Origin of the sequence: Amycolatopsis sp. NPDC005961 (assembly GCF_040629235.1) — a bacterium.
GTDB lineage: Bacteria > Actinomycetota > Actinomycetes > Mycobacteriales > Pseudonocardiaceae > Amycolatopsis > Amycolatopsis camponoti.
The window spans coordinates 25,887-43,894 of sequence record NZ_JBEXVF010000005.1 but is presented as its reverse complement, the minus strand read 5'-3'; the positions used below and the strand labels follow the sequence as shown (position 1 = coordinate 43,894).

At 70.4% G+C, this 18,008-nt stretch carries 16 protein-coding genes; 4 read left to right on the top strand and 12 right to left on the bottom strand.

The genetic code is table 11. From position 1 onward, the window contains the following. The first annotated feature begins 42 nt into the window (after positions 1–42). Together ABZ342_RS06290 and glpK are read left to right on the top strand one after the other, a co-directional pair. Complete coding sequence (locus ABZ342_RS06290; RefSeq protein ID WP_196425892.1) at positions 43–792, top strand: MIP/aquaporin family protein; 750 nt, start codon at positions 43–45, stop codon at positions 790–792. A gap of 30 nt (positions 793–822) precedes the next feature. Then, positions 823–2,337, top strand: a complete 1,515-nt coding sequence (gene glpK, locus ABZ342_RS06285; RefSeq protein WP_360469323.1) for a glycerol kinase GlpK — start codon at positions 823–825, stop codon at positions 2,335–2,337. 151 nt (positions 2,338–2,488) lie between these two features. Here the strand turns inward: glpK and ABZ342_RS06280 are convergent, their stop codons facing one another. From ABZ342_RS06280 to ABZ342_RS06260, 5 genes are all read right to left on the bottom strand, one after another. Then, the gene (locus tag ABZ342_RS06280) at positions 2,489–3,292 is read right to left on the bottom strand and encodes a VOC family protein (RefSeq protein ID WP_360469320.1); all 804 of its coding nucleotides are present in this window, start codon (positions 3,290–3,292) and stop codon (positions 2,489–2,491) included. An 89-nt stretch (positions 3,293–3,381) separates the two neighbouring features. Beyond that, positions 3,382–4,029, bottom strand: a complete 648-nt coding sequence (locus tag ABZ342_RS06275) for a class F sortase (RefSeq protein ID WP_360469317.1) — start codon at positions 4,027–4,029, stop codon at positions 3,382–3,384. Between the two features lie 86 nt (positions 4,030–4,115). Further along, positions 4,116–4,703 carry a hypothetical protein gene (locus ABZ342_RS06270; protein ID WP_360469314.1) on the bottom strand — a complete coding sequence of 196 codons (588 nt, stop codon included), beginning with the start codon at positions 4,701–4,703 and terminating at the stop codon, positions 4,116–4,118. Positions 4,704–4,924: 221 nt separating this feature from the next. After that, the gene (locus ABZ342_RS06265) at positions 4,925–5,383 is read right to left on the bottom strand and encodes a hypothetical protein (RefSeq protein ID WP_360469311.1); all 459 of its coding nucleotides are present in this window, start codon (positions 5,381–5,383) and stop codon (positions 4,925–4,927) included. A gap of 72 nt (positions 5,384–5,455) precedes the next feature. After that, positions 5,456–6,859, bottom strand: coding sequence for an NAD(P)H-quinone dehydrogenase (locus ABZ342_RS06260; protein ID WP_155549067.1), 1,404 nt, complete (start codon positions 6,857–6,859; stop codon positions 5,456–5,458). A gap of 128 nt (positions 6,860–6,987) precedes the next feature. On the opposite strand from ABZ342_RS06260, the gene ABZ342_RS06255 reads away from it, so the two are divergent. Further along, positions 6,988–7,440 carry a gamma-glutamylcyclotransferase gene (locus ABZ342_RS06255; RefSeq protein WP_196425891.1) on the top strand — a complete coding sequence of 151 codons (453 nt, stop codon included), beginning with the start codon at positions 6,988–6,990 and terminating at the stop codon, positions 7,438–7,440. A 60-nt stretch (positions 7,441–7,500) separates the two neighbouring features. Here the strand turns inward: ABZ342_RS06255 and ABZ342_RS06250 are convergent, their stop codons facing one another. From ABZ342_RS06250 to ABZ342_RS06225, 6 genes are all read right to left on the bottom strand, one after another. Then, positions 7,501–8,274, bottom strand: a complete 774-nt coding sequence (locus ABZ342_RS06250; RefSeq protein ID WP_360469306.1) for a DUF559 domain-containing protein — start codon at positions 8,272–8,274, stop codon at positions 7,501–7,503. A gap of 290 nt (positions 8,275–8,564) precedes the next feature. Beyond that, a complete protein-coding gene (locus tag ABZ342_RS06245; protein ID WP_360469303.1) occupies positions 8,565–9,866 on the bottom strand; it encodes an amidohydrolase in 1,302 nt (433 codons plus the stop codon). 197 nt (positions 9,867–10,063) lie between these two features. Further along, a complete protein-coding gene (locus tag ABZ342_RS06240) occupies positions 10,064–10,372 on the bottom strand; it encodes a hypothetical protein (protein WP_155549064.1) in 309 nt (102 codons plus the stop codon). A 49-nt stretch (positions 10,373–10,421) separates the two neighbouring features. Then, positions 10,422–11,417 (bottom strand): methylmalonyl Co-A mutase-associated GTPase MeaB, encoded by a 996-nt coding sequence (gene meaB, locus ABZ342_RS06235; RefSeq protein ID WP_155549063.1) that lies wholly within the window; start codon positions 11,415–11,417, stop codon positions 10,422–10,424. Between the two features lie 3 nt (positions 11,418–11,420). Then, complete coding sequence (gene scpA, locus ABZ342_RS06230) at positions 11,421–13,589, bottom strand: methylmalonyl-CoA mutase (protein ID WP_360469299.1); 2,169 nt, start codon at positions 13,587–13,589, stop codon at positions 11,421–11,423. Beyond that, complete coding sequence (locus ABZ342_RS06225) at positions 13,586–15,421, bottom strand: methylmalonyl-CoA mutase subunit beta (RefSeq protein WP_360469296.1); 1,836 nt, start codon at positions 15,419–15,421, stop codon at positions 13,586–13,588. Before ABZ342_RS06225 ends, scpA begins: the two co-directional genes overlap by 4 nt. 96 nt (positions 15,422–15,517) lie before the next feature. On the opposite strand from ABZ342_RS06225, the gene ABZ342_RS06220 reads away from it, so the two are divergent. Beyond that, the gene (locus ABZ342_RS06220; RefSeq protein WP_360469294.1) at positions 15,518–17,281 is read left to right on the top strand and encodes a serine/threonine-protein kinase; all 1,764 of its coding nucleotides are present in this window, start codon (positions 15,518–15,520) and stop codon (positions 17,279–17,281) included. On the opposite strand, the gene ABZ342_RS06215 is transcribed toward ABZ342_RS06220, so the two are convergent. After that, entirely contained in the window at positions 17,278–17,916 is a 639-nt protein-coding gene (locus ABZ342_RS06215; protein WP_360469748.1) for a MerR family transcriptional regulator, read from the bottom strand. The genes ABZ342_RS06220 and ABZ342_RS06215 overlap by 4 nt on opposite strands. Positions 17,917–18,008: the final 92 nt, after the last annotated feature.

The window sequence follows — 18,008 nt, the reverse complement described above, 5'->3', positions numbered from 1 at the left end:
GTGATCGACCCTGCGCAGAGTGTCCAGTGTGGAGGTGCAGCGGTGAGTGCTGGGGCAATAATCGTCTGGGAACTACTGGGAACGGCCGCGCTGATCCTGCTCGGCAACGGTGTGGTCGCGAACCACGTACTCCGCAAGAACAACGGTCACAACGCCGGGTTCCTGTTCATCAACTTCGGCTGGGCGTTCGCCGTCTTCACAGGCGCCAGCATCGCCGCGCCCAGCGGCGCGCATCTCAACCCGGCCGTGACGCTGGGCCTGGCCATCGCGGACAAGACCCACTGGGCCGACGTCCCCTTCTACTTCATCGGCCAGATGGCCGGCGCGATCATCGGCGCCGTGCTCTGCTGGGCCACCTACAAGCTGCAGTTCGACGACCACCCCGAGCCCGAGAACACGCTCGGGATCTTCTCCACCGCGCCGCAGATCCCGAACACCGCGTGGAACCTCGTCACCGAGGTCATCGGCACCTTCGTCCTGGTGGCCTGGATCCTGCTCAGCCCGGTGGTCTCCGTCGGTGACGGCGGCACCCCGAACTTCGGCAACTCCGCGCTCGGCTACGCGGGTGTCTCGTTCGTGGTCCTCGTGATCGGTACTTCGCTCGGCGGGCCGACGGGCTACGCCATCAACCCGGCCCGCGACCTCGGGCCGCGCATCGCATACGCGTTCCTGCTGCCGATCAAGAACAAGGCCAACGCCAACTGGGGCTATTCGTGGATCCCGGTCGTCGGCCCGCTGGCCGGCGGTTCGCTGGCCGCGTTGCTCTACCTCGTCGTGCACAACCTGACCTGATCGCCCCCCTACCGGATTCCTGGAGCACACATGACTTCGTACGTAGCCGCGATCGACCAGGGCACGACGTCGACCCGGTGCATGATCTTCAACCACGAGGGCCGGGTCGTCGCCGTCGACCAGAAGGAGCACGAGCAGATCTTCCCGAAGGCGGGCTGGGTCGAGCACAACGCCGAGGAGATCTGGGAGAACACCCGCGCGGTCGCCGCGGGCGCGGTCGCCAAGGCCGACCTGCACACCACCGACATCGTCGCCGTCGGTATCACCAACCAGCGCGAGACCGCGCTGGTCTGGGACAAGACGACCGGCAAGCCGGTGTACAACGCGATCGTCTGGCAGGACACCCGCACCGACCGGATCGTCACCGAGCTCGGCAACCTCGGCGGCGGCCAGGAGCGCTACCGCGACAAGGTCGGCCTTCCGCTCGCGACGTACTTCTCCGGGCCGAAGGTCAAGTGGATCCTCGACAACGTCGAAGGCGCGCGCGAGAAGGCCGAAGCCGGTGACCTGATCTTCGGCAACATGGACACCTGGGTGCTGTGGAACATGACCGGCGGGCCCGACGGCGGCGTGCACGTCACCGACCCGACCAACGCGTCGCGCACCATGCTGATGGACCTCGACACGCTGCAGTGGGACCCCGAGATCGCCGCCGAGATGACGATCCCGCTGTCCATGCTGCCGGAGATCCGTTCCTCCTCCGAGGAGTACGGCAAGGTCCGCGCAAAGGGTGCGCTGGCCGGCGTGCCGATCGCGGGCATCCTGGGCGACCAGCAGGCCGCGACGTTCGGCCAGGCCTGCCTTTCGCCCGGCGAGGCCAAGAACACCTACGGCACCGGCAACTTCATGCTGCTGAACACCGGTACCGAGAAGGTGATGTCGCAGAACGGGCTGCTCACCACGGTCTGCTACAAGATCGGCTCGAACGACACGGTCTACGCGCTGGAAGGCTCCATCGCGGTGACCGGCTCGCTGGTGCAGTGGCTGCGCGACAACCTCGGCATGATCTCGACCGCGGCCGAGATCGAAGAGCACGCCCGCAGTGTCGAGGACAACGGCGGCGCGTACTTCGTCCCGGCGTTCTCGGGTCTGTTCGCTCCTTACTGGCGGTCCGACGCCCGCGGCGCGATCGTCGGGCTCACCCGGTTCGTCAACAAGGGTCACCTGGCTCGCGCGGTCCTGGAGGCCACGGCGTTCCAGACGCGTGAGGTGCTCGAGGCGATGAACGCCGACTCGGGTGTTTCGCTCACCTCCCTCAAGGTGGACGGCGGAATGGTCGTCAACGAGCTGCTGATGCAGTTCCAGGCCGACATCCTCGGCGTGCCGGTGATCCGCCCGGTGGTCAACGAGACGACGGCGCTGGGTGCCGCGTACGCCGCCGGCCTGGCGGTCGGGTTCTGGAAGTCCGAGGACGACATCCGCACGAACTGGGCCCAGGACAAGCAGTGGGAGCCGGCCATGGACGACGCCCGCCGCGACCGCGAGTTCCGCAACTGGAAGAAGGCCGTGACGAAGACCTTCGACTGGGTCGACGACGAGGACTGAGAGAACGGCCCGGGCCGGGGGCGTCTTCCGGCGCCTCCGGTCCGCAGCCGTGCGCTGCCCCGCCCGTTCGCGCGCGGGGCGGCCGCTCTCGGCCTCACGGCGCTCCGGCCCTCGTCGCGGCGCCGCACTCCCCCTGCAGCCGCCGCCCCTCTCAGTCCTCCCAGCCCTCCGGTTTCCCGGACTGCTCGTTCGGCGCGATGATCAAGAACGGCACCCCCTGGTCGTCCACCACCCGCACCTGCCGCCCGTACGGTGAGTCGAACGGCCGGTCCAGCGCCCGGCCGCCCAGCTCCGCCACCTTGGCCGCGCTCGCGTCGGCGTCCGCCACCGAGAAGTACGCCGACCAGTTCGACGGCACCTCCGCCGGCACCGAATCGGGCAGGGCGCCGAGCCCGCCGACCGGGCGGCCGTCGAGCAGCAGCACCGCGTACGTGAAGTCGTCGTTCGACAGGTCTTGGAACCCGTACCCGAACACCTGCTCGTAGAACGCCTTCGCCGCCGGGTAGTCGCGGCTCATGCACTCGTTCCAGGCCAGCGTGCCCGGGGCCGCCGTGACCTGCGTGCCCAGGTGGTTGCCCGGTTCCCACAGCCCGAAGACCGCGCCCGCCGGGTCGGCCGCCACCGCCATCCGGCCTTCCTTCATCACTTCCATCACCGGCACGACGACCTGCCCGCCGGCCTCGGTGATCGCCGCAGCCGTCTTGTCCACGTCGGACACCGAGAGGTACGTCGTCCACACCGGAGGCATGTCCTGGCCGGGCGGCGTCTGGCCGATCCCGGCGACCGGGCGGCCACTCAGCTGCGCCATGCCGTAGAAGCCGGTTTCTTCACCGCCCGCCTGCACGTCCCAGCCGAACAGGCCGCTGTAGAAGGCCACCGCTTTCGCCTGGTCGGGCACCATCAGGTCCACCCAGCTGGGTGTCCCGTCGGGCCACGGCTCGTCGCGGAACAACATGTCGACTCCCAACCCTCGCCTACGCCGCCTCGGGTGACGGCCGACACAGTCTTGCACCGGGCACCGACAAAAACAGGGCCGAAGGACTCTCAGCCGCTGATGAGCTGGGCGTAGACGACGATGTTGTCGACGTAGTTGTGCGCGCTCCGGTCGAAAACGCCGCCGCAGGTGATCAGCCGCAGCTCGGGTCCGGCCGTGTCGTCGTACACGCCTTCCTTCTCGAAGTCCTGCTTCGGCACCTGGTGCACCTTCGTCACCTCGAACAGCGCCGTCGTCCCGTCCTTGCGCGCGATCGAGACGCGGTCGCCGGGGGCCAGCTCCTTGAGGCGGTAGAAAATGCCCTTCTGGTGGTTGCCGTCGACGTGCCCGAGGACGACGGCCGGGCCGACCTCGCCCGGCGTCGGCGCGTAGGTGTACCAGCCCGCCTGCAGCGGCGTGGTCACCGGTGGCACCTGGATCGTGTTGTCCGCGTTGACACCCAGCGGAACGAGCGACGAGTGCGCACCGATCTTCGGGATGTCGATCGAGACCGGATCGGACTTCGGCAACGCGGCGTCGGCGGGCTGCTCACCGGCCGCGGGTTCCGGGTTCACCGCGACGGGTTGCGCGGGCGGCGGCTGGGCGGTCGACGGCTCCGGGCCGCCACCGAGCGTCAGCGCCAGCACCACCAAAGCGGCCAGCAACGCCAGGATGAGCGCGATCAGGTAGCGCCGCCGGCCCGTGGTCCTCGTGGTCATGTGCTCCCCCTTCCCACGGGTTTACACGTCTGGGCGGCCCGATCGGTTGGGCCGCCCAGACGTTACCCCCGCTCCCCCTCGGAGGATCAGCGGCGCCGCGCCCGCCGGGCCAGCACGAGACCGCTGCCGCCGACGGCGAGCACCCCCATGGCGGCCGCGGCCGCGAGCGGCGCGCCGGAGTCGTCGACCGGGCCGTCGGTGCCGCCGGTCTGCGGCGCACCGGCCGGTACCTTGGCGACCTGCTTGGGGGCCGGCGCCTTGGCGCCCGGCGTCTTGGCGGGCACGCCGTCCACGACGAACGCCACGTCGACGAAGGTGTCGGGGCGGCCGTCCAGGGGGTGGCAGCGCAGGTTGACGGGGTACTCGCCGGCGCGGACGTCGCGCACGATCCCGACGTAGGTCCGGACCGAGCCGTTCGGGCCGGTCCCGGTTGCGAAGGCGTCGACCGCTCTGGAGGTGACATACGCTTCGCCGTCGCACTCGGCGGTGATCCGAAGCTCCGTGCCGGGCACGCCGTGGCGCGGGGTGATCGTGAGCTTGGGAGCAGCCGGCTTGGCGGTGGTGCCCGGCTTGGGGGTCGCGCTCGTGCTCGGCGCGGTGCTCGCGAGCGCCGCGCCGGGCGCGAGGATGAGGAAGGCCACGGCGATGCCCGTGACGACAGCGGTGTTCTTCATTCTTTTCTCCCCTGGTGAATGAATAGACAAAGCATTTTCGCGGACTCCGGTCGCAGTTGCCCCTGCCTCGGCTTCGTCCGCTTGCTTATGTACCCCAAGACGTCTCCACCTGCGGAAGGTTGCGCCCGAAGGTCACGAAAAAGTCGCGAAATCGCCCGGCGGGAACTCAAGAAAAAACCACCTCGGAGCGTGGCTCCGAGGTGGTTCGGTGGTTTGCGGATTCAGCCGGCCATGCTGCCATCGCCCGCTTTCGCGGCGCCGGAAGGCACCTTCGAAACCTGCGGGGCGGGCACCGAGAACTGCGTGCTGTACGTCTGGCCGCCGCAGGTGACGGTCAGCGGGTACGTCCCGGCCTGGGTGCCCGGGTTGAGCGCGACGTCGGCACTGATGTTCGCGTCGGCGCCCATGAACGGGCCGGGGGTGTAGTTGGAGAAGGTCAGCACCGGCGAGGAGAACTTCGGCGAAGCGCCCTCGCACTTCGCCAGCGCGACGTTGGGCGCGTCGCGGACGTACTTGTCCACGAGCGTCTGGTTGATCGCGGTGTTGACGTTGAGCTGGACGCTGCCCTTCGCCGGCGCGGCGGCCGGAGTCGTGCTGGGACTCTGCTGGGCCATCGCCGGCCCCGTCAGCGTCGTCGCCCCGATCACCGCTGCCACAACCAAAACCACCGTCTTGCGCACCTTCGCACCCTTCGCGTCCTTCAGCCTTACAACCGACAAGACGCGACGGGGCGCGACGGGTTGCCTACCGGATCAGTCCAGATCGTCGTGGCGCATGAGCTGGCGCCCGGCCTCGGTGATCGAGCCCGACAGCGACGGGTACACCGAAAATGTCAGTGCCAGGTGGTCCACTGTGAGCTGGTTCTGGACGGCGAGCGCGATGGGAAGGATGAGCTCGCTCGCCTGCGGCGCCACGACGACTCCACCGACGACCACGCCGGTGGCGGGGCGGCAGAACAGCTTCACGAAGCCTCGGCGGAGGCCCTCCATCTTCGCGCGCGCGTTGGTGGCCAGGGGCAGCATGATGGTGCGCGCGGGCACCTCGCCGGAGTCGATCGCGTGCTGGCTGATGCCGACGGTCGCGATCTCCGGGTGGGTGAACACGTTGGCGGCGACGGTCTTCAGCTTGATCGGCGCGACGCCTTCGCCCAGCGCGTGCCACATCGCGATGCGGCCCTGCATGCTCGCCACCGAGGCCAGCATGAGCACGCCGGTGCAGTCGCCGGCGGCGTAGATCCCGGGAACGGAGGTGCGCGAAACGCGGTCGACGGTGATGAACCCGCCGGGGCCGGGCGAGATGCCGACGCGGTCGAGGCCGATGTCCTTGGTGTTCGGGACCGACCCGACGGTCATCAGCGCGTGGCTGGCTTCGATCACGCGGCCGTCGGCGAGGTGGATCTCGACGCCCTTTTCGGTGCGTTCGACGCGGTCGGCGCGCGCCTGCTTCGCGACGGTCGTGCCGCGCTGCGAGAAGACCTCTTCGAGCACCGCGGCGGCGTCGGCGTCCTCGTGCGGGAGGACGCGGTCGCGGCTGGAGACGACGGTGACCTTGACGCCCATCTCGGTGTAGGCGGACGCGAACTCGGCGCCGGTGACGCCCGAGCCGATGACGGCGAGGTGCTCGGGCAGCTCCTCGAGCTCGTAGAGCTGACGCCAGTCGAGGATGCGCTCGCCGTCGGGCACCGCGCCGGGCAGGACGCGCGGGGTGGCGCCGGTGGAGATCAGGACGACGTCGGCGGGGAGCTTCTCGGTCTGGCCGTCCGCCGTCGTCACGGCGACCTTGTGGGTCGCGAGGCCGGTCTCGTCGTCGCAGAAGCGGGCTTCGCCGATGACGACGCGGACGCCCTCACGCTGGACGCGGGCGCGGATGTCGGCGGACTGGGCGAGCGCGAGGCCCTTCACCCGGCCGTGGACGGTCGGGAGGTCGATGCTCGTGTCGGCCATGTCGGTGTTGATGCCGAGCTCGCCGAGGTCGTGCATCTTCGCCAGCGCGCCGGAGCTCGCGATGAACGTCTTCGACGGGACGCAGTCGTAGAGCACGCAGGCGCCACCCAGGCCGTCCTTCTCGACGATCGTGACGTCGGCCCCGTGCTGGGCTGCGACCAGCGCGGCTTCGTAGCCGGCCGGGCCCCCGCCCATGATCACGATCCTGGTCACCTGGGTCCTCCTCGAAGTGCTCGCGTGCGGTGCTCTCACCGTACGCGGCGAAGGTGACCGGACACTGAAGTGGGCGAACACGGCGAGTGCGTCCACTCGGGTCAGCGCGGGGTCGCTACGCTGTCGGCGTGCCGTTGTATGCCGCGTACGGATCGAACATGGAGCCCGCCCAGATGCTGGAGCGCGCGCCGCACTCTCCGATGGCCGGCTCCGGCTGGCTGGAGGGGTGGCGCCTGACCTTCGGCGGCGAGGACCTCGGCTGGGAAGGTGCCCTGGCCACGATCGTCGAAGACCCGGCTTCCCGGGTCTTCGTCGTGTTGTACGACGTGACGCCGCTGGACGAGACGGGCCTGGACCGCTGGGAAGGCGGTGAGCTGGGGATCCACTCGAAGATCCGGCTCCGGGTCCAGACGATGGACGGCTCGGTGCTGGCCTGGCTGTACGTCCTGGACGCGTACGAGGGCGGCTTGCCTTCCGCGCGTTACCTGGGCGTGCTGGCCGACGCCGCCGAGACCGCCGGAGCCCCCGCCGACTACGTCGACGACCTCCGAACCCGCCCCTGCTCCGGCATCTCCGGCTAACCCGTGTCGACCCTCTAATCACGCGTGTCGACCCTTCAATCACGCGTGTCGGCTCTCTGATCACGCTGCCCGGCCCGATCGCCGGTCGAAGGCGTGGTGCAGCTCCACCAGAAGGCGACTGGGATCCCGGAGGTCGGCCGCGGCGGCCCGGATGGTGATCCAGCCACGGCCTGCCATCCGCTCGTCACGTTCGCGGTCGTATTCGCGCCGTTCCTCGTGGGCGGCGAACCCGTCGTACTCGAGCGCGATCTGCCTGCTCGGCCAAGCCATGTCGAACACGTAGAGCTTGCGGCCGTCGACAGCAGTGATCTCGTGCTGCGGTTCGGGCACCGGAAAGCCGGCTTCGACGACAATCAGCCGGAGCACGCTTTCCGGAGGCGACTCCGCCTTGCCGGTGGCCAGGTCCAGCAGCATCAGCGCCCTGTGGATACCTCGCCGGTCCCGGCGGTCGTCGAGGCGGTCGCGCACGTTCTCCCGGAGTTTCGCGCAGTGGTCCGGCGGCAGTCCTCGCATGGCCTCGTCGGCCGCGGTGAAAGCTGCTCGCTTGTTCCCATCGCAGAGGAAGTCGGCCAGGGCGCGATCGAGCAGGAACGTCGCGAGGCCGTCGATTTCGATCACGTCCTCGCCCCGGAAGCCGCCCTGGTGCACGACCAGTCCGGCCCGCGACCGGATGCGCCGCGAGTACGGCACCATCACGTGGATGTTGCGGTCGTCGGCGGCCGAAATGCCATGCAGGGCAAGAGAAGTAGCCCCAGCCAGCGCGACAGGAGGACCGATTGCGAGCAACGCTGCAGCGGCTCTCGTCGGCAGCTTCAGCAGGTCGGTGGCGTGCACGACCACACCTCGCCACGGCTGCGAAAGCAGCCCACGGTCGAGCCCTTCGAGGACCTTCCGCCGACCTAGGATCCGGTCGGCCTCGCCACGCGAGAGCACTCCATGTCGCCTTGCCCATTCGATCACGACGTCGAGAATGAGGCCCTTCCACGTCCGGATGGAAGGGCCTCATTCTCGATCTGTGGATAACTGCCCACCTGTGGATAACCCTGTGCACAACCCCGCCGTGCGGGAAGGGTCGACACGCGTGCTTAGAGGGTCGACACGCGTGATTGAAGGGTCGACACGAACTACGCGAGGGTGGTTAGGGCGGTGTGGACCAGGGTCCGGACTCCGCAGAGCAGGGCTCGCTCGTCGAGGATGAACGTGGGGCGGTGGATGTCGGACTGGGGGTCCGGGGCTCCTGGCCAGACGCCCAGGCGGGCGAACGCTCCCTGAACGTGCTCCAGGTACCAGCCGAAGTCCTCGCCGCCGGATGACTGCTCTGTCGAAGCCACCGCGCCTTCGCCCAGGGCCGCTTCGACGCCCGCGCGCATCAGGGCCGTCGAGTCCGCGTCCGAGACCACCGGCGGGACTCCGCGGCGGTAGTCGAGGGAGAAGCCGACGCCCAGCGGCGCCAGGAGGGACTCCACCGACGACGCCACCAGCGGCTCCAGCGACGTCCAGACCTCGTGGTCGGCCGTGCGCAGCGTGCCGCGCAGGACGCCGTCCTGCGGGACCGCGTTGGCCGCCTGGCCCGCGTGGACCGCGCCCCAGACCAGGACCGTTCCCGAGCGCGGGTCGACGCGCCGCGAGAGCAACGCCGGCAGCCCCGTGATCACCGTGCCCAGCGCGTGGACCAGGTCGGCCGTCAGGTGCGGACGGGACGTGTGCCCGCCCGGCGACGTCAGCCGCAGCTCGATCAGGTCCGCCGCCGACGTCAGGGCGCCGACGCGCATCCCGACCAGGCCGACCTCGAGCCGCGGGTCCACGTGCAGGCCGTAGATCCGCTCGACGCCGTTTAGCGCGCCCGCCGCGATCATGTCCAGCGCGCCGCCGGGCATGACCTCTTCAGCGTGCTGGAAGATCAGCCGCACGCGGCCGGGCAGCTCCGGCGCGCCGTCGAGGGCGCGGGCCGCGCCCAGCAGGATCGCCGTGTGGGCGTCGTGGCCGCACATGTGGGCCGCGCCCTCGACGGTCGACGCGTAGGGCAGCTCGGTCGCTTCGGTGAGCGGCAGGGCGTCCATGTCCGCGCGCAACGCCACGCACCGTTCGCCGCTGCCGATGTCGCAGACGACGCCGGTGCCGCCGGGCAGCACCCACGGCTTGAGCCCGACGGAACGCAGCAGCGTGACGATCAGCTCCGTGGTCGCGAACTCGTGCCGCGACAGCTCCGGGTGCGCGTGGATGTGCCGGCGCCAGGCGAGCACATCGGTCGCGTTGGCGCGCAGCCAGTCATCGAGCCAGAACGGGCCACGGCCCGCACCAAGGTCCTCCACGGGAGCCATGCTTACGCCGGCTTCGGAAATCAGCGCTTCGGACCCCTCCATGGGGTTGATGATGCGCCCGTGGGGGTCGCCTGGAACGTCCGGTCGTGAGTCCAACACCGTCACGCCGCACCTCCTCCCGCAACACGGGTAACCCGGGCAGCGGCTGGGGTCACGCAACGTGCCGATCGATCTGTCGTACGCATTTGCAGACGATCGTGCACCATGCAGGCGGCAACGCGCGCCTCGAAAACGGCCGTCCTAGATGGCCGGTACCGGATCTGCGTTGAACGGCGTGCAGTAGTTCGGTTAAGCCGAACGCCTCAAGAGCTCTTGGCTTTCTTCGAACGGATCCGCCTGCCCCAGATCACGATCCCGAGCAGCGCCACCGCGACCACGCCGGCGACCAGCTTGTTCCTGGTCTTTTCGGTGTTCGCCTTGTCGGTCTGGGCCGGGTCGAGCACCGGACCCGGATTGGGAGTGGCCTGCACCGGGACCAGCGCGGCGGACGCGTGCCCGACCGTCACCGCCACCGTGTGGTGGGCGCGCACCGGTTCGGCGGACGCCGGCGACGCGGTGAACAGCACCGCGCCCAGCACGCCGGCCAGGACCAGACCCCGCAGTTTCGCCATGTCATCCCTTCGCCACGACCAGGCATTCTCCCGCGGAACGCCCGGCGCGTCAGCCCCCACGCGGTGGACCGAACGCGTCGAGGATCCGCTGAGCACCGAGGGTAGCCGTCAGCTCACCGTCCCGCACCGCCCGTTCGACGTCGGGAACGACCGTTCGCACGTCCGGATGTGCCGCCAGGCGACTCAGCAGCTGTTCGCGAACCATCGCCCACGTCCAGTCGACCTGCTGCTGACGGCGACGCGCTTCGAGCTCGCCGGACGCCGTGAGCGTGTCGCGGTGCTGCTCGATCGCGCCCCAGACCTCGTCCAGCCGCAGGTTGTGCAGGCCGCTGCAGGTCAGCACGGGTGGCGTCCAGGACGCTTCGGGCCCGTAGATCATCCGCAGCGCGCCGGACAGCTCCCGGGCCGCGCGGCGAGCGTCCCGCTCGTGGTCGCCGTCGGCCTTGTTGACGGCGATGACGTCGGCCAGCTCCAGCACGCCCTTCTTGATGCCCTGGAGCTGGTCGCCCGTGCGCGCGAGCGTCAGGAACAGGAAGCAGTCGACCATGTTCGCGACGGTCACTTCGGACTGTCCTACCCCGACGGTCTCGACCAGCACGGTGTCGTAGCCGGCGGCTTCCATCAGCACGATCGTCTCGCGGGTCGCGCGTGCGACGCCGCCGAGCGTCCCGGACGTCGGCGACGGCCGGATGAACGCCCGTTCGTCGACCGCCAGGCGCGCCATCCGGGTCTTGTCGCCGAGGATCGACCCGCCGGTGCGCGTCGACGACGGGTCGACCGCCAGGACGGCGACGCGGTGCCCGGCCGTGGTCAGGTCGGTGCCCAGCTGGTCGATGAATGTCGACTTGCCGACACCGGGAACGCCCGTGATGCCGATGCGCCGCGCACCGCCGGAAGCGGGCAGCAGCTCGACGAGCAGCTCCTGCGCCAGCGCCCGGTGGTCCTCCCGCTGCGACTCGACCAGCGTGATCGCCTTCGACAGCGTCCCGCGGTCGCCCGCCAGCACGCCCTTGGCGTACGCGGGGACGTCGATCTTGCGCGGCAAGGGTCAGGACTCCTGCGCCGTCAGCTGGCCGAGCAGGTCGATGGCCGCGTCCGCGAGCACCGTGCCGGGCCCGAAGATCGCCGCCGCGCCGGCCTCGCGCAGCGCCGGGTAGTCCTGCGGTGGGATGACCCCGCCGACGACGACCATGATGTCCTCGCGGCCCAGCTCGGCGAGCTCGTGCCGCAGCGCGGGCACCAGCGAGAGGTGCCCGGCGGCCAATGAGGACACCCCGACGACGTGCACGTCCGCCTCGATCGCCTGCCGCGCGACCTCGGCCGGGGTGGAGAACAGCGGGCCGACGTCGACGTCGAAGCCGATGTCGGCGAAGCCGGTGGCGATCACCTTCTGGCCGCGGTCGTGGCCGTCCTGGCCCATCTTGGCGACCAGGATGCGCGGGCGGCGTCCTTCCTCCGCGGCGAACTCCTCGACCAGCTGACGGGCCTTCTCGACGTTCTGCGACTTACCCACCTCTTCGCGGTAGACGCCGGAAATCGTCCGGATCTGCCCGGCGTGGCGGCCCCAGAGCTTCTCCAAGGCGTCGGAGATCTCGCCGACGGTGGCCTTCGCGCGGGCCGCCCCGATGGCCAGCTCCAGGAGGTTGCCGCCGTTCCCGGCGCCCTCGGTGAGCCGCCGCAACGCGTCCTCGGTGGCGGCGGAGTCACGCGCGGAACGCAGGCGCCGCAGCTTCTCCAGCTGCTGCGTCCGGACGCCGGCGTTGTCCACTTTGAGCACTTCGATGTCTTCGTCGCTCGTGACCTGGTACTTGTTCACGCCGATCACCGGCTGGCGACCGGAGTCGATGCGCGCCTGGGTGCGCGCCGCGGCCTCCTCGATGCGCAGCTTGGGGATGCCCGCGTCGATCGCCTTGGCCATGCCGCCGGCCTGCTCGACCTCGCTGATGTGCCCCCACGCCTTGCGCGCGAGGTCGTAGGTCAGCTTCTCGACGAACGCGCTGCCGCCCCACGGGTCGATCACGCGCGTCGTGCCGGATTCCTGCTGCAGCAGCAGCTGCGTGTTGCGGGCGATCCGCGCGGAGAAGTCGGTGGGCAGCGCGAGGGCTTCGTCGAGGGCGTTGGTGTGCAGCGACTGCGTGTGCCCCTGGGTCGCGGCCATCGCCTCGACGCAGGTCCGCACGACGTTGTTGTAGACGTCCTGGGCGGTCAGCGACCAGCCGGACGTCTGGGAGTGCGTGCGCAGCGAGAGCGACTTCGAGTTCTGAGGGTCGAAGCCCTTCACGAGCTTCGCCCACAGGAGACGCGCCGCGCGCAGCTTCGCGACCTCCATGAAGAAGTTCATCCCGATGGCCCAGAAGAAGGACAGCCGCGGCGCGAACTTGTCGACGCTGAGCCCCGCGTCGACGCCGGAGCGGAGGTACTCGACGCCGTCGGCGAGGGTGTAGGCCAGCTCCAGATCGGCCGTCGCCCCGGCTTCCTGCATGTGGTAGCCGGAGATGGAGATCGAGTTGTACTTCGGCATGTGCTGCGAGGTGTAGGAGAAGATGTCGGAGATGATCCGCATCGACGGCTGCGGCGGGTAGATGTAGGTGTTGCGGACCATGAACTCCTTGAGGATGTCGTTCTGGATGGTCCCCGCGAGCTGCTCCGGCTTCACCCCCTGCTCCTCGGCCGCGACGACGTAGAGCGCCAGCACCGGCAGCACCGCGCCGTTCATCGTCATCGACACGGACATCTTGTCGAGGGGAATCCCGTCGAAGAGCTGGCGCATGTCGTAGATGGAGTCGATCGCGACGCCCGCCATGCCGACGTCGCCGGAGACGCGCGGGTGGTCGGAGTCGTAGCCGCGGTGGGTGGCCAGGTCGAAGGCGACCGAAAGCCCTTTCTGGCCGGCGGCGAGGTTGCGCCGGTAGAAGGCGTTGGACTCCTCGGCCGTCGAGAACCCGGCGTACTGGCGGATGGTCCAGGGCTGGTTGACGTACATCGTCGGGTACGGCCCGCGCAGGAAGGGCGCGATTCCGGGATACGTGCCCAGGAAGTCCACATCGGACAGGTCGTCGGCGGTGTAGACGGGCTTGACGCCGATGCCCTCGGGCGTCTCCCAGGCCAGGGCGTCCGGGCCCTTGCCGGTGGCTTCCTGCACCGCGCGCGCCCAGGCGTCGCGGTCGGCCGGCGCGGGTGCGCCGAGGTCGAGGCCGGCGAAGTTCGGGATGCTCATCGGGTGACTCCCAGCTTGGCGTGCAGGCCGTTCAGGACGTCGAGGGCGTCACAGCCGGCGAAGACGTTGGCGTCCACACCGTCGTAGGTACCCTTGCCGGCCAGTAGTACGTAGTCGGCTCCGAGCGACGCGGCGACGTCCGCCGCCCGCTCGGCGTAGGCGTCGTCGGTGCCGCAGAGGCAGGCGATCTTCGCGCCGGACTCGCGGAACGCGCCCGGCAGGTCGTCGGTCGCGCCCGGGTTGACTGCTTCGAGGCCGCCGGCCTGGAACAGGTTCGCGGCGAACCCGGCCCGCGCGGTGTGCGCCGCGACCGGTCCCAAAGTGGCGAGGAAGATCTTCGGCCGTGAACCGTGCGCGGCGAGGTACGCGTCCGAAGCGTCGCGAAGCGCCTCGAAGCCTTCGGCGTACCGGTGCCGCGGCAGCCCACCTTCCACAGTGGACTCGACCGGCGTCCGGACCACCGGCTTCTCGGCCAGGTTCGGGAACTCGCTGACGCCGGTGAGCGGGTCGCGCCGGGTCGCGATCCGCTTCGACCGCTTCTCCCACGTCTCGGCGAGCCGCCCGGCCAGTGCGCCCGAGGCGAGTTCGGCCACCAGGCCGCCCGCACCCTCGATGGCCGTGAACTCGGCCCAGGCCGCGTGCGCGAGGTCGTCGGTCAGCTTCTCGACGTACCAGGAGCCGCCCGCCGGGTCGGCCACGCCGGCCAGCTTGGACTCTTCCAGCAGGACGGCGTGGGTGTTGCGGGCGATCCGCGCGGAGAACGCGTCCGGACGGCCGATCGCCGCGTCGAACGGCAGCACCGTGACCGCGTCCGCACCGCCGACGCCCGCGCCGAAGCAGGCGACCGTCGTGCGCAGCATGTTCACCCAGGGGTCGCGCCGGGTCAGCATCGACGGCGACGTCACGGCGTGCTGGCGCATCGGCGAGGAGAACCCGCACACCTCGCCGACGCGGGCCCACAGTCGGCGCGCCGCGCGCAGCTTGGCGATGGTGGAGAACTGGTCGGCGGTCGCGGCGAGCCGGAACTCCAGCTGCCCGGCCGCGGCTTCGACGTCGAGGCCCGCGTCCGTCAAGGAACGCAGGTAGGTGACGCCGGCGGCGACGAGCGCGCCCAGCTCCTGCGCGTCCGACCCGCCCGCCTCGTGGAACGGGAGGCCGTCGGCGACGATCGTGCGCACCTTCGGGTACTTCCCGGCGACACGCGCGGCGAGCGCGGCGGCCGGTTCCAGCTCGACGGCCGAGCCGCTGCGCGCCGCGAGCCCGATCGGGTCGGCGCCCAGCACCGCGGTGGCTTCGCTCGCCGGGATCTCGCGCTCGTCGAACAGCTCGAACAGCGCGTCGGCGGCGGCCTCGAACGAAGCACCCGCGTCCAGGACCACCGGCGCCAGGTCGACGTAGACCTCATTGAGCGCGTCGGCGATCGACGCGGGCGGGACGGACAGCCAGATCGACGTCACGCCGCCTTCGAGGTCGGCGAGGATCGCGCGGTTGACCTCGCGCGCGTCGTCGCCGGTGAAGCGGGCGCGGACGTCCCAGCCCGTGCTGATCTGCCCGTCCGGCCGGGATCCGCGCACGAACGGCGGCAGGCCGGGGAACCCGGTCTCGCCGGGGACGTCCTCGGCCGTGTACAGCGGCTGGATCTCGATGCCGTCGTAGGTCCGCGTGACGAGCTTGCTCTCCGGGGCGCCCGTGAAGTCCTCCGGCAGCCTGCCGCTCTTGCGCAGGACACCGGCGACGAGCTCCTGCCACTGCTCGCGGGTCGCCTGGGGAAACTCGGCCGCAAGGTCGAGTTCGGAGATCGGCACTGACTCCGGACCGGCCACTTCAGTCATACCCAGTGATGGTAGAGGCACGGGCCGCGTCGGACCTGTGACTCTAGTCGCGCCCCTAGGCAGTCAGGGGTCGATCGGGTACGACACAATCAGGGGGTGCCCCCCTCCAGCGAAGAGACACGACTGGTCGCCGGTCGCTACCGGCTGCGCTCGGTGCTGGGCTCGGGGTCGATGGGCACGGTCTGGTCGGCCTACGACGAGTTCCTGCACCGCCAGGTGGCCGTCAAGGAGATGAAGGTGCCCCCGGGCATCCCCTCTTCCCAGGCCGACGAGCTGCGGGAGCGCACGCTGCGCGAGGCCCGCGCGATCGCCGTCCTGTCTCACCCGAACGTGATCATCCTGCACGACGTCGCCCGCGAGGACGACCAGCCGTTCGTGGTGATGGAGCTGCTGCCCTCGCGCAGCCTGGCGCACATCCTGCGCGACCACGGGCCGCTGACGGTCGAGCAGGCCGCCGCGGTCGGCATCGCCGTCGCGTCCGCGCTGGAGGCCGCGCACGCCGCCGGCATCACGCACCGCGACGTCAAGCCGGGCAACGTCCTGGTCGCCAGCGACGGCCGGATCAAGCTGACCGACTTCGGCATCGCGCGCAACGTCTCCGAAGCGACCATGACCCGCACCGGGATCATGCTCGGCTCCCCCGCCTACATCGCGCCGGAGGTCGCCTCCGGCGGCGCGGTCATCCCCGCCGCCGACCTGTGGGGCCTCGGCGCGACGCTGTTCGCCGCGGTCGAGGGCGCGCCGCCGTACGACGCCGACGGCGACCCGCTGGAGACCGTCGGCAAGGTCGTCAACGGCAAGGTGCCCAAGCCGAAGGCCGGGCCGCTCGCCGACGTCATCTCCGCGCTGATGAAGAAGGAGCCGGGCGACCGGATCACCCTGCGCGAGGTCCGGTACCGGCTGTACCCGCTGCAGACGAAGACGCCGCTCGACCTGTTCGGACCGGACCTGTTCCGCACCCCGGACGGGAAGAAGACGTCCGCGCAGCCGGACGCGACCGACACCCAGGTGATCAAGACCGTCCTGCCCGCCAAGGCGGAGAAGAAGGCCGAGGGGTCGAGCAGCGAGCTCGCCACCGACCCCGGGCCGCTGCCGTTCCTGCGCCCGCCCACGCCGGCGCCGGCCGCGCCCCCGGCTCCTTCGCCCGAGCCGGCGACGGTGTTCGTCGCGCAGCCGCGGCCGGCCGGGCGGCGCACCGCCCGGGCGAGCGCGGTGCTCGTCGCCGTGGCGATCCTGCTCTTCCTGCTGGCCGCGGGCGGCGGGTTCGCGCTGGCCAGGACGGTGGGCGGGCAGCCGCTGCTCCCTCCGGCGGCCGAGCCGACGTCGACGCCGAACGGGCCGACCCAGGTGCCGCCGCCGACGCTGGTGCACCAGACCGGCAACGGCAGCGCGCTGAACAACGACGGCGGGCAGTACGACCTCGACGTGCCGGAGGGCTGGCAGCGGTTCGTCGCCCCGCACAACACCAAGTTCGGGCTCAGCCTGGTCATCCAGTACGTCTCGCCGGACGGGCGCCGGTCGCTGCGCCTGGAGCGGCTGGGGAAGTACTTCGACCAGACCGACAGCTACGACGACTACATCACCTGGCTGCAGCAGTCCTACCCCGACAACGCGTTCGAGCTCTCCGAGACGTCGACGGCGCCGGACCACAAGAGCGCGACGCTGGCCTACCGCCTCGGCGAAGCCGGCACCCTGCCGCAGAACGAAGGCACCGGGGGCACCCGCGTGACGTTCATGAAGATGGTCGAGGCGGGCACCAGCCTGTGGCTCCTGTCGGTGACCGTGCCGGTCGAGCAGGAGAGCGCGGGCCGGGAGGACGTCTTCGACCGCGTCGCGCCCACGCTCAAGGTCTCGGACTAGCTGCCGGGCGTCCGGCCGAGGACGTCGCGGGAGACGTGTTCCTGCGCGAGGTGGCGCAGGCCCGTGAAGATCCGGTCGCCCAGCACCGTGGCGACCAGCCCCGCCTCGACGATCTTGTCGAACGACGTCAGCCCGGCCACGACCTCGACGTCCAGCTCGGCGACGCGCACCGCCAGCACGGCGTACTCGTCCAGCCGTTCGGCGAGCTTCCCGTGCCCGAGCTCCTTCGCCGTGGCCAGCGCGGCGATCAGGTTGCCGAACGCCCGGTTCTCCGTCGGGTGCCACTTCCAGCCGTGGCGAAGTGCCAGGTCGTGGAGCAGTTCGGACGCCCACGCGGCGGCCTCGTCGGACACCTGCGGTGGCACGCCGGCCAGCTCCTGCTGGACCACGCCCATCGTCTCGTGCGGGGTCGCGTCGCCGTCGATCGCGGCGAGGACGGCGCCGACCGAGGCGAGCGGCAGCCCGCCGACCTCGGTGAGCGCCCTGATCAGCCGGAGCCGCTGGACGTGGTCCGGGGAGTACCGGGCCTGGTTGGGGCTCGTGCGCTCGCCCGGCGGGAGCAGACCTTCGCGCAGGTAGTACTTGACGGTCGCGACCGGCACTCCCGATCCCGCGCTCAGTTCGGCCATCCGCATGCGCATCCGCTCCGATCCCCGGGTCCGGTTCCGGGTCAACCCTGAAGACTTCTCAGTATGGATAGCTTAACTTCCCATAACGGAGAGCTTGA

Bases quoted from the DNA above. Each gene is read 5' to 3' on its own strand.
- glpK (WP_360469323.1), top strand. From the start codon at position 823: ATGACTTCGTACGTAGCCGCGATCGACCAGGGCACGACGTCGACCCGG.
- ABZ342_RS06280 (WP_360469320.1), bottom strand. From the start codon at position 3,292: ATGTTGTTCCGCGACGAGCCGTGGCCCGACGGGACACCCAGCTGGGTG.
- ABZ342_RS06275 (WP_360469317.1), bottom strand. From the start codon at position 4,029: ATGACCACGAGGACCACGGGCCGGCGGCGCTACCTGATCGCGCTCATC.
- ABZ342_RS06270 (WP_360469314.1), bottom strand. From the start codon at position 4,703: ATGAAGAACACCGCTGTCGTCACGGGCATCGCCGTGGCCTTCCTCATC.
- ABZ342_RS06240 (WP_155549064.1), bottom strand. From the start codon at position 10,372: ATGGCGAAACTGCGGGGTCTGGTCCTGGCCGGCGTGCTGGGCGCGGTG.
- scpA (WP_360469299.1), bottom strand. From the start codon at position 13,589: ATGAGCATCCCGAACTTCGCCGGCCTCGACCTCGGCGCACCCGCGCCG.
- ABZ342_RS06225 (WP_360469296.1), bottom strand. From the start codon at position 15,421: ATGACTGAAGTGGCCGGTCCGGAGTCAGTGCCGATCTCCGAACTCGAC.
- ABZ342_RS06215 (WP_360469748.1), bottom strand. From the start codon at position 17,916: ATGCGGATGGCCGAACTGAGCGCGGGATCGGGAGTGCCGGTCGCGACC.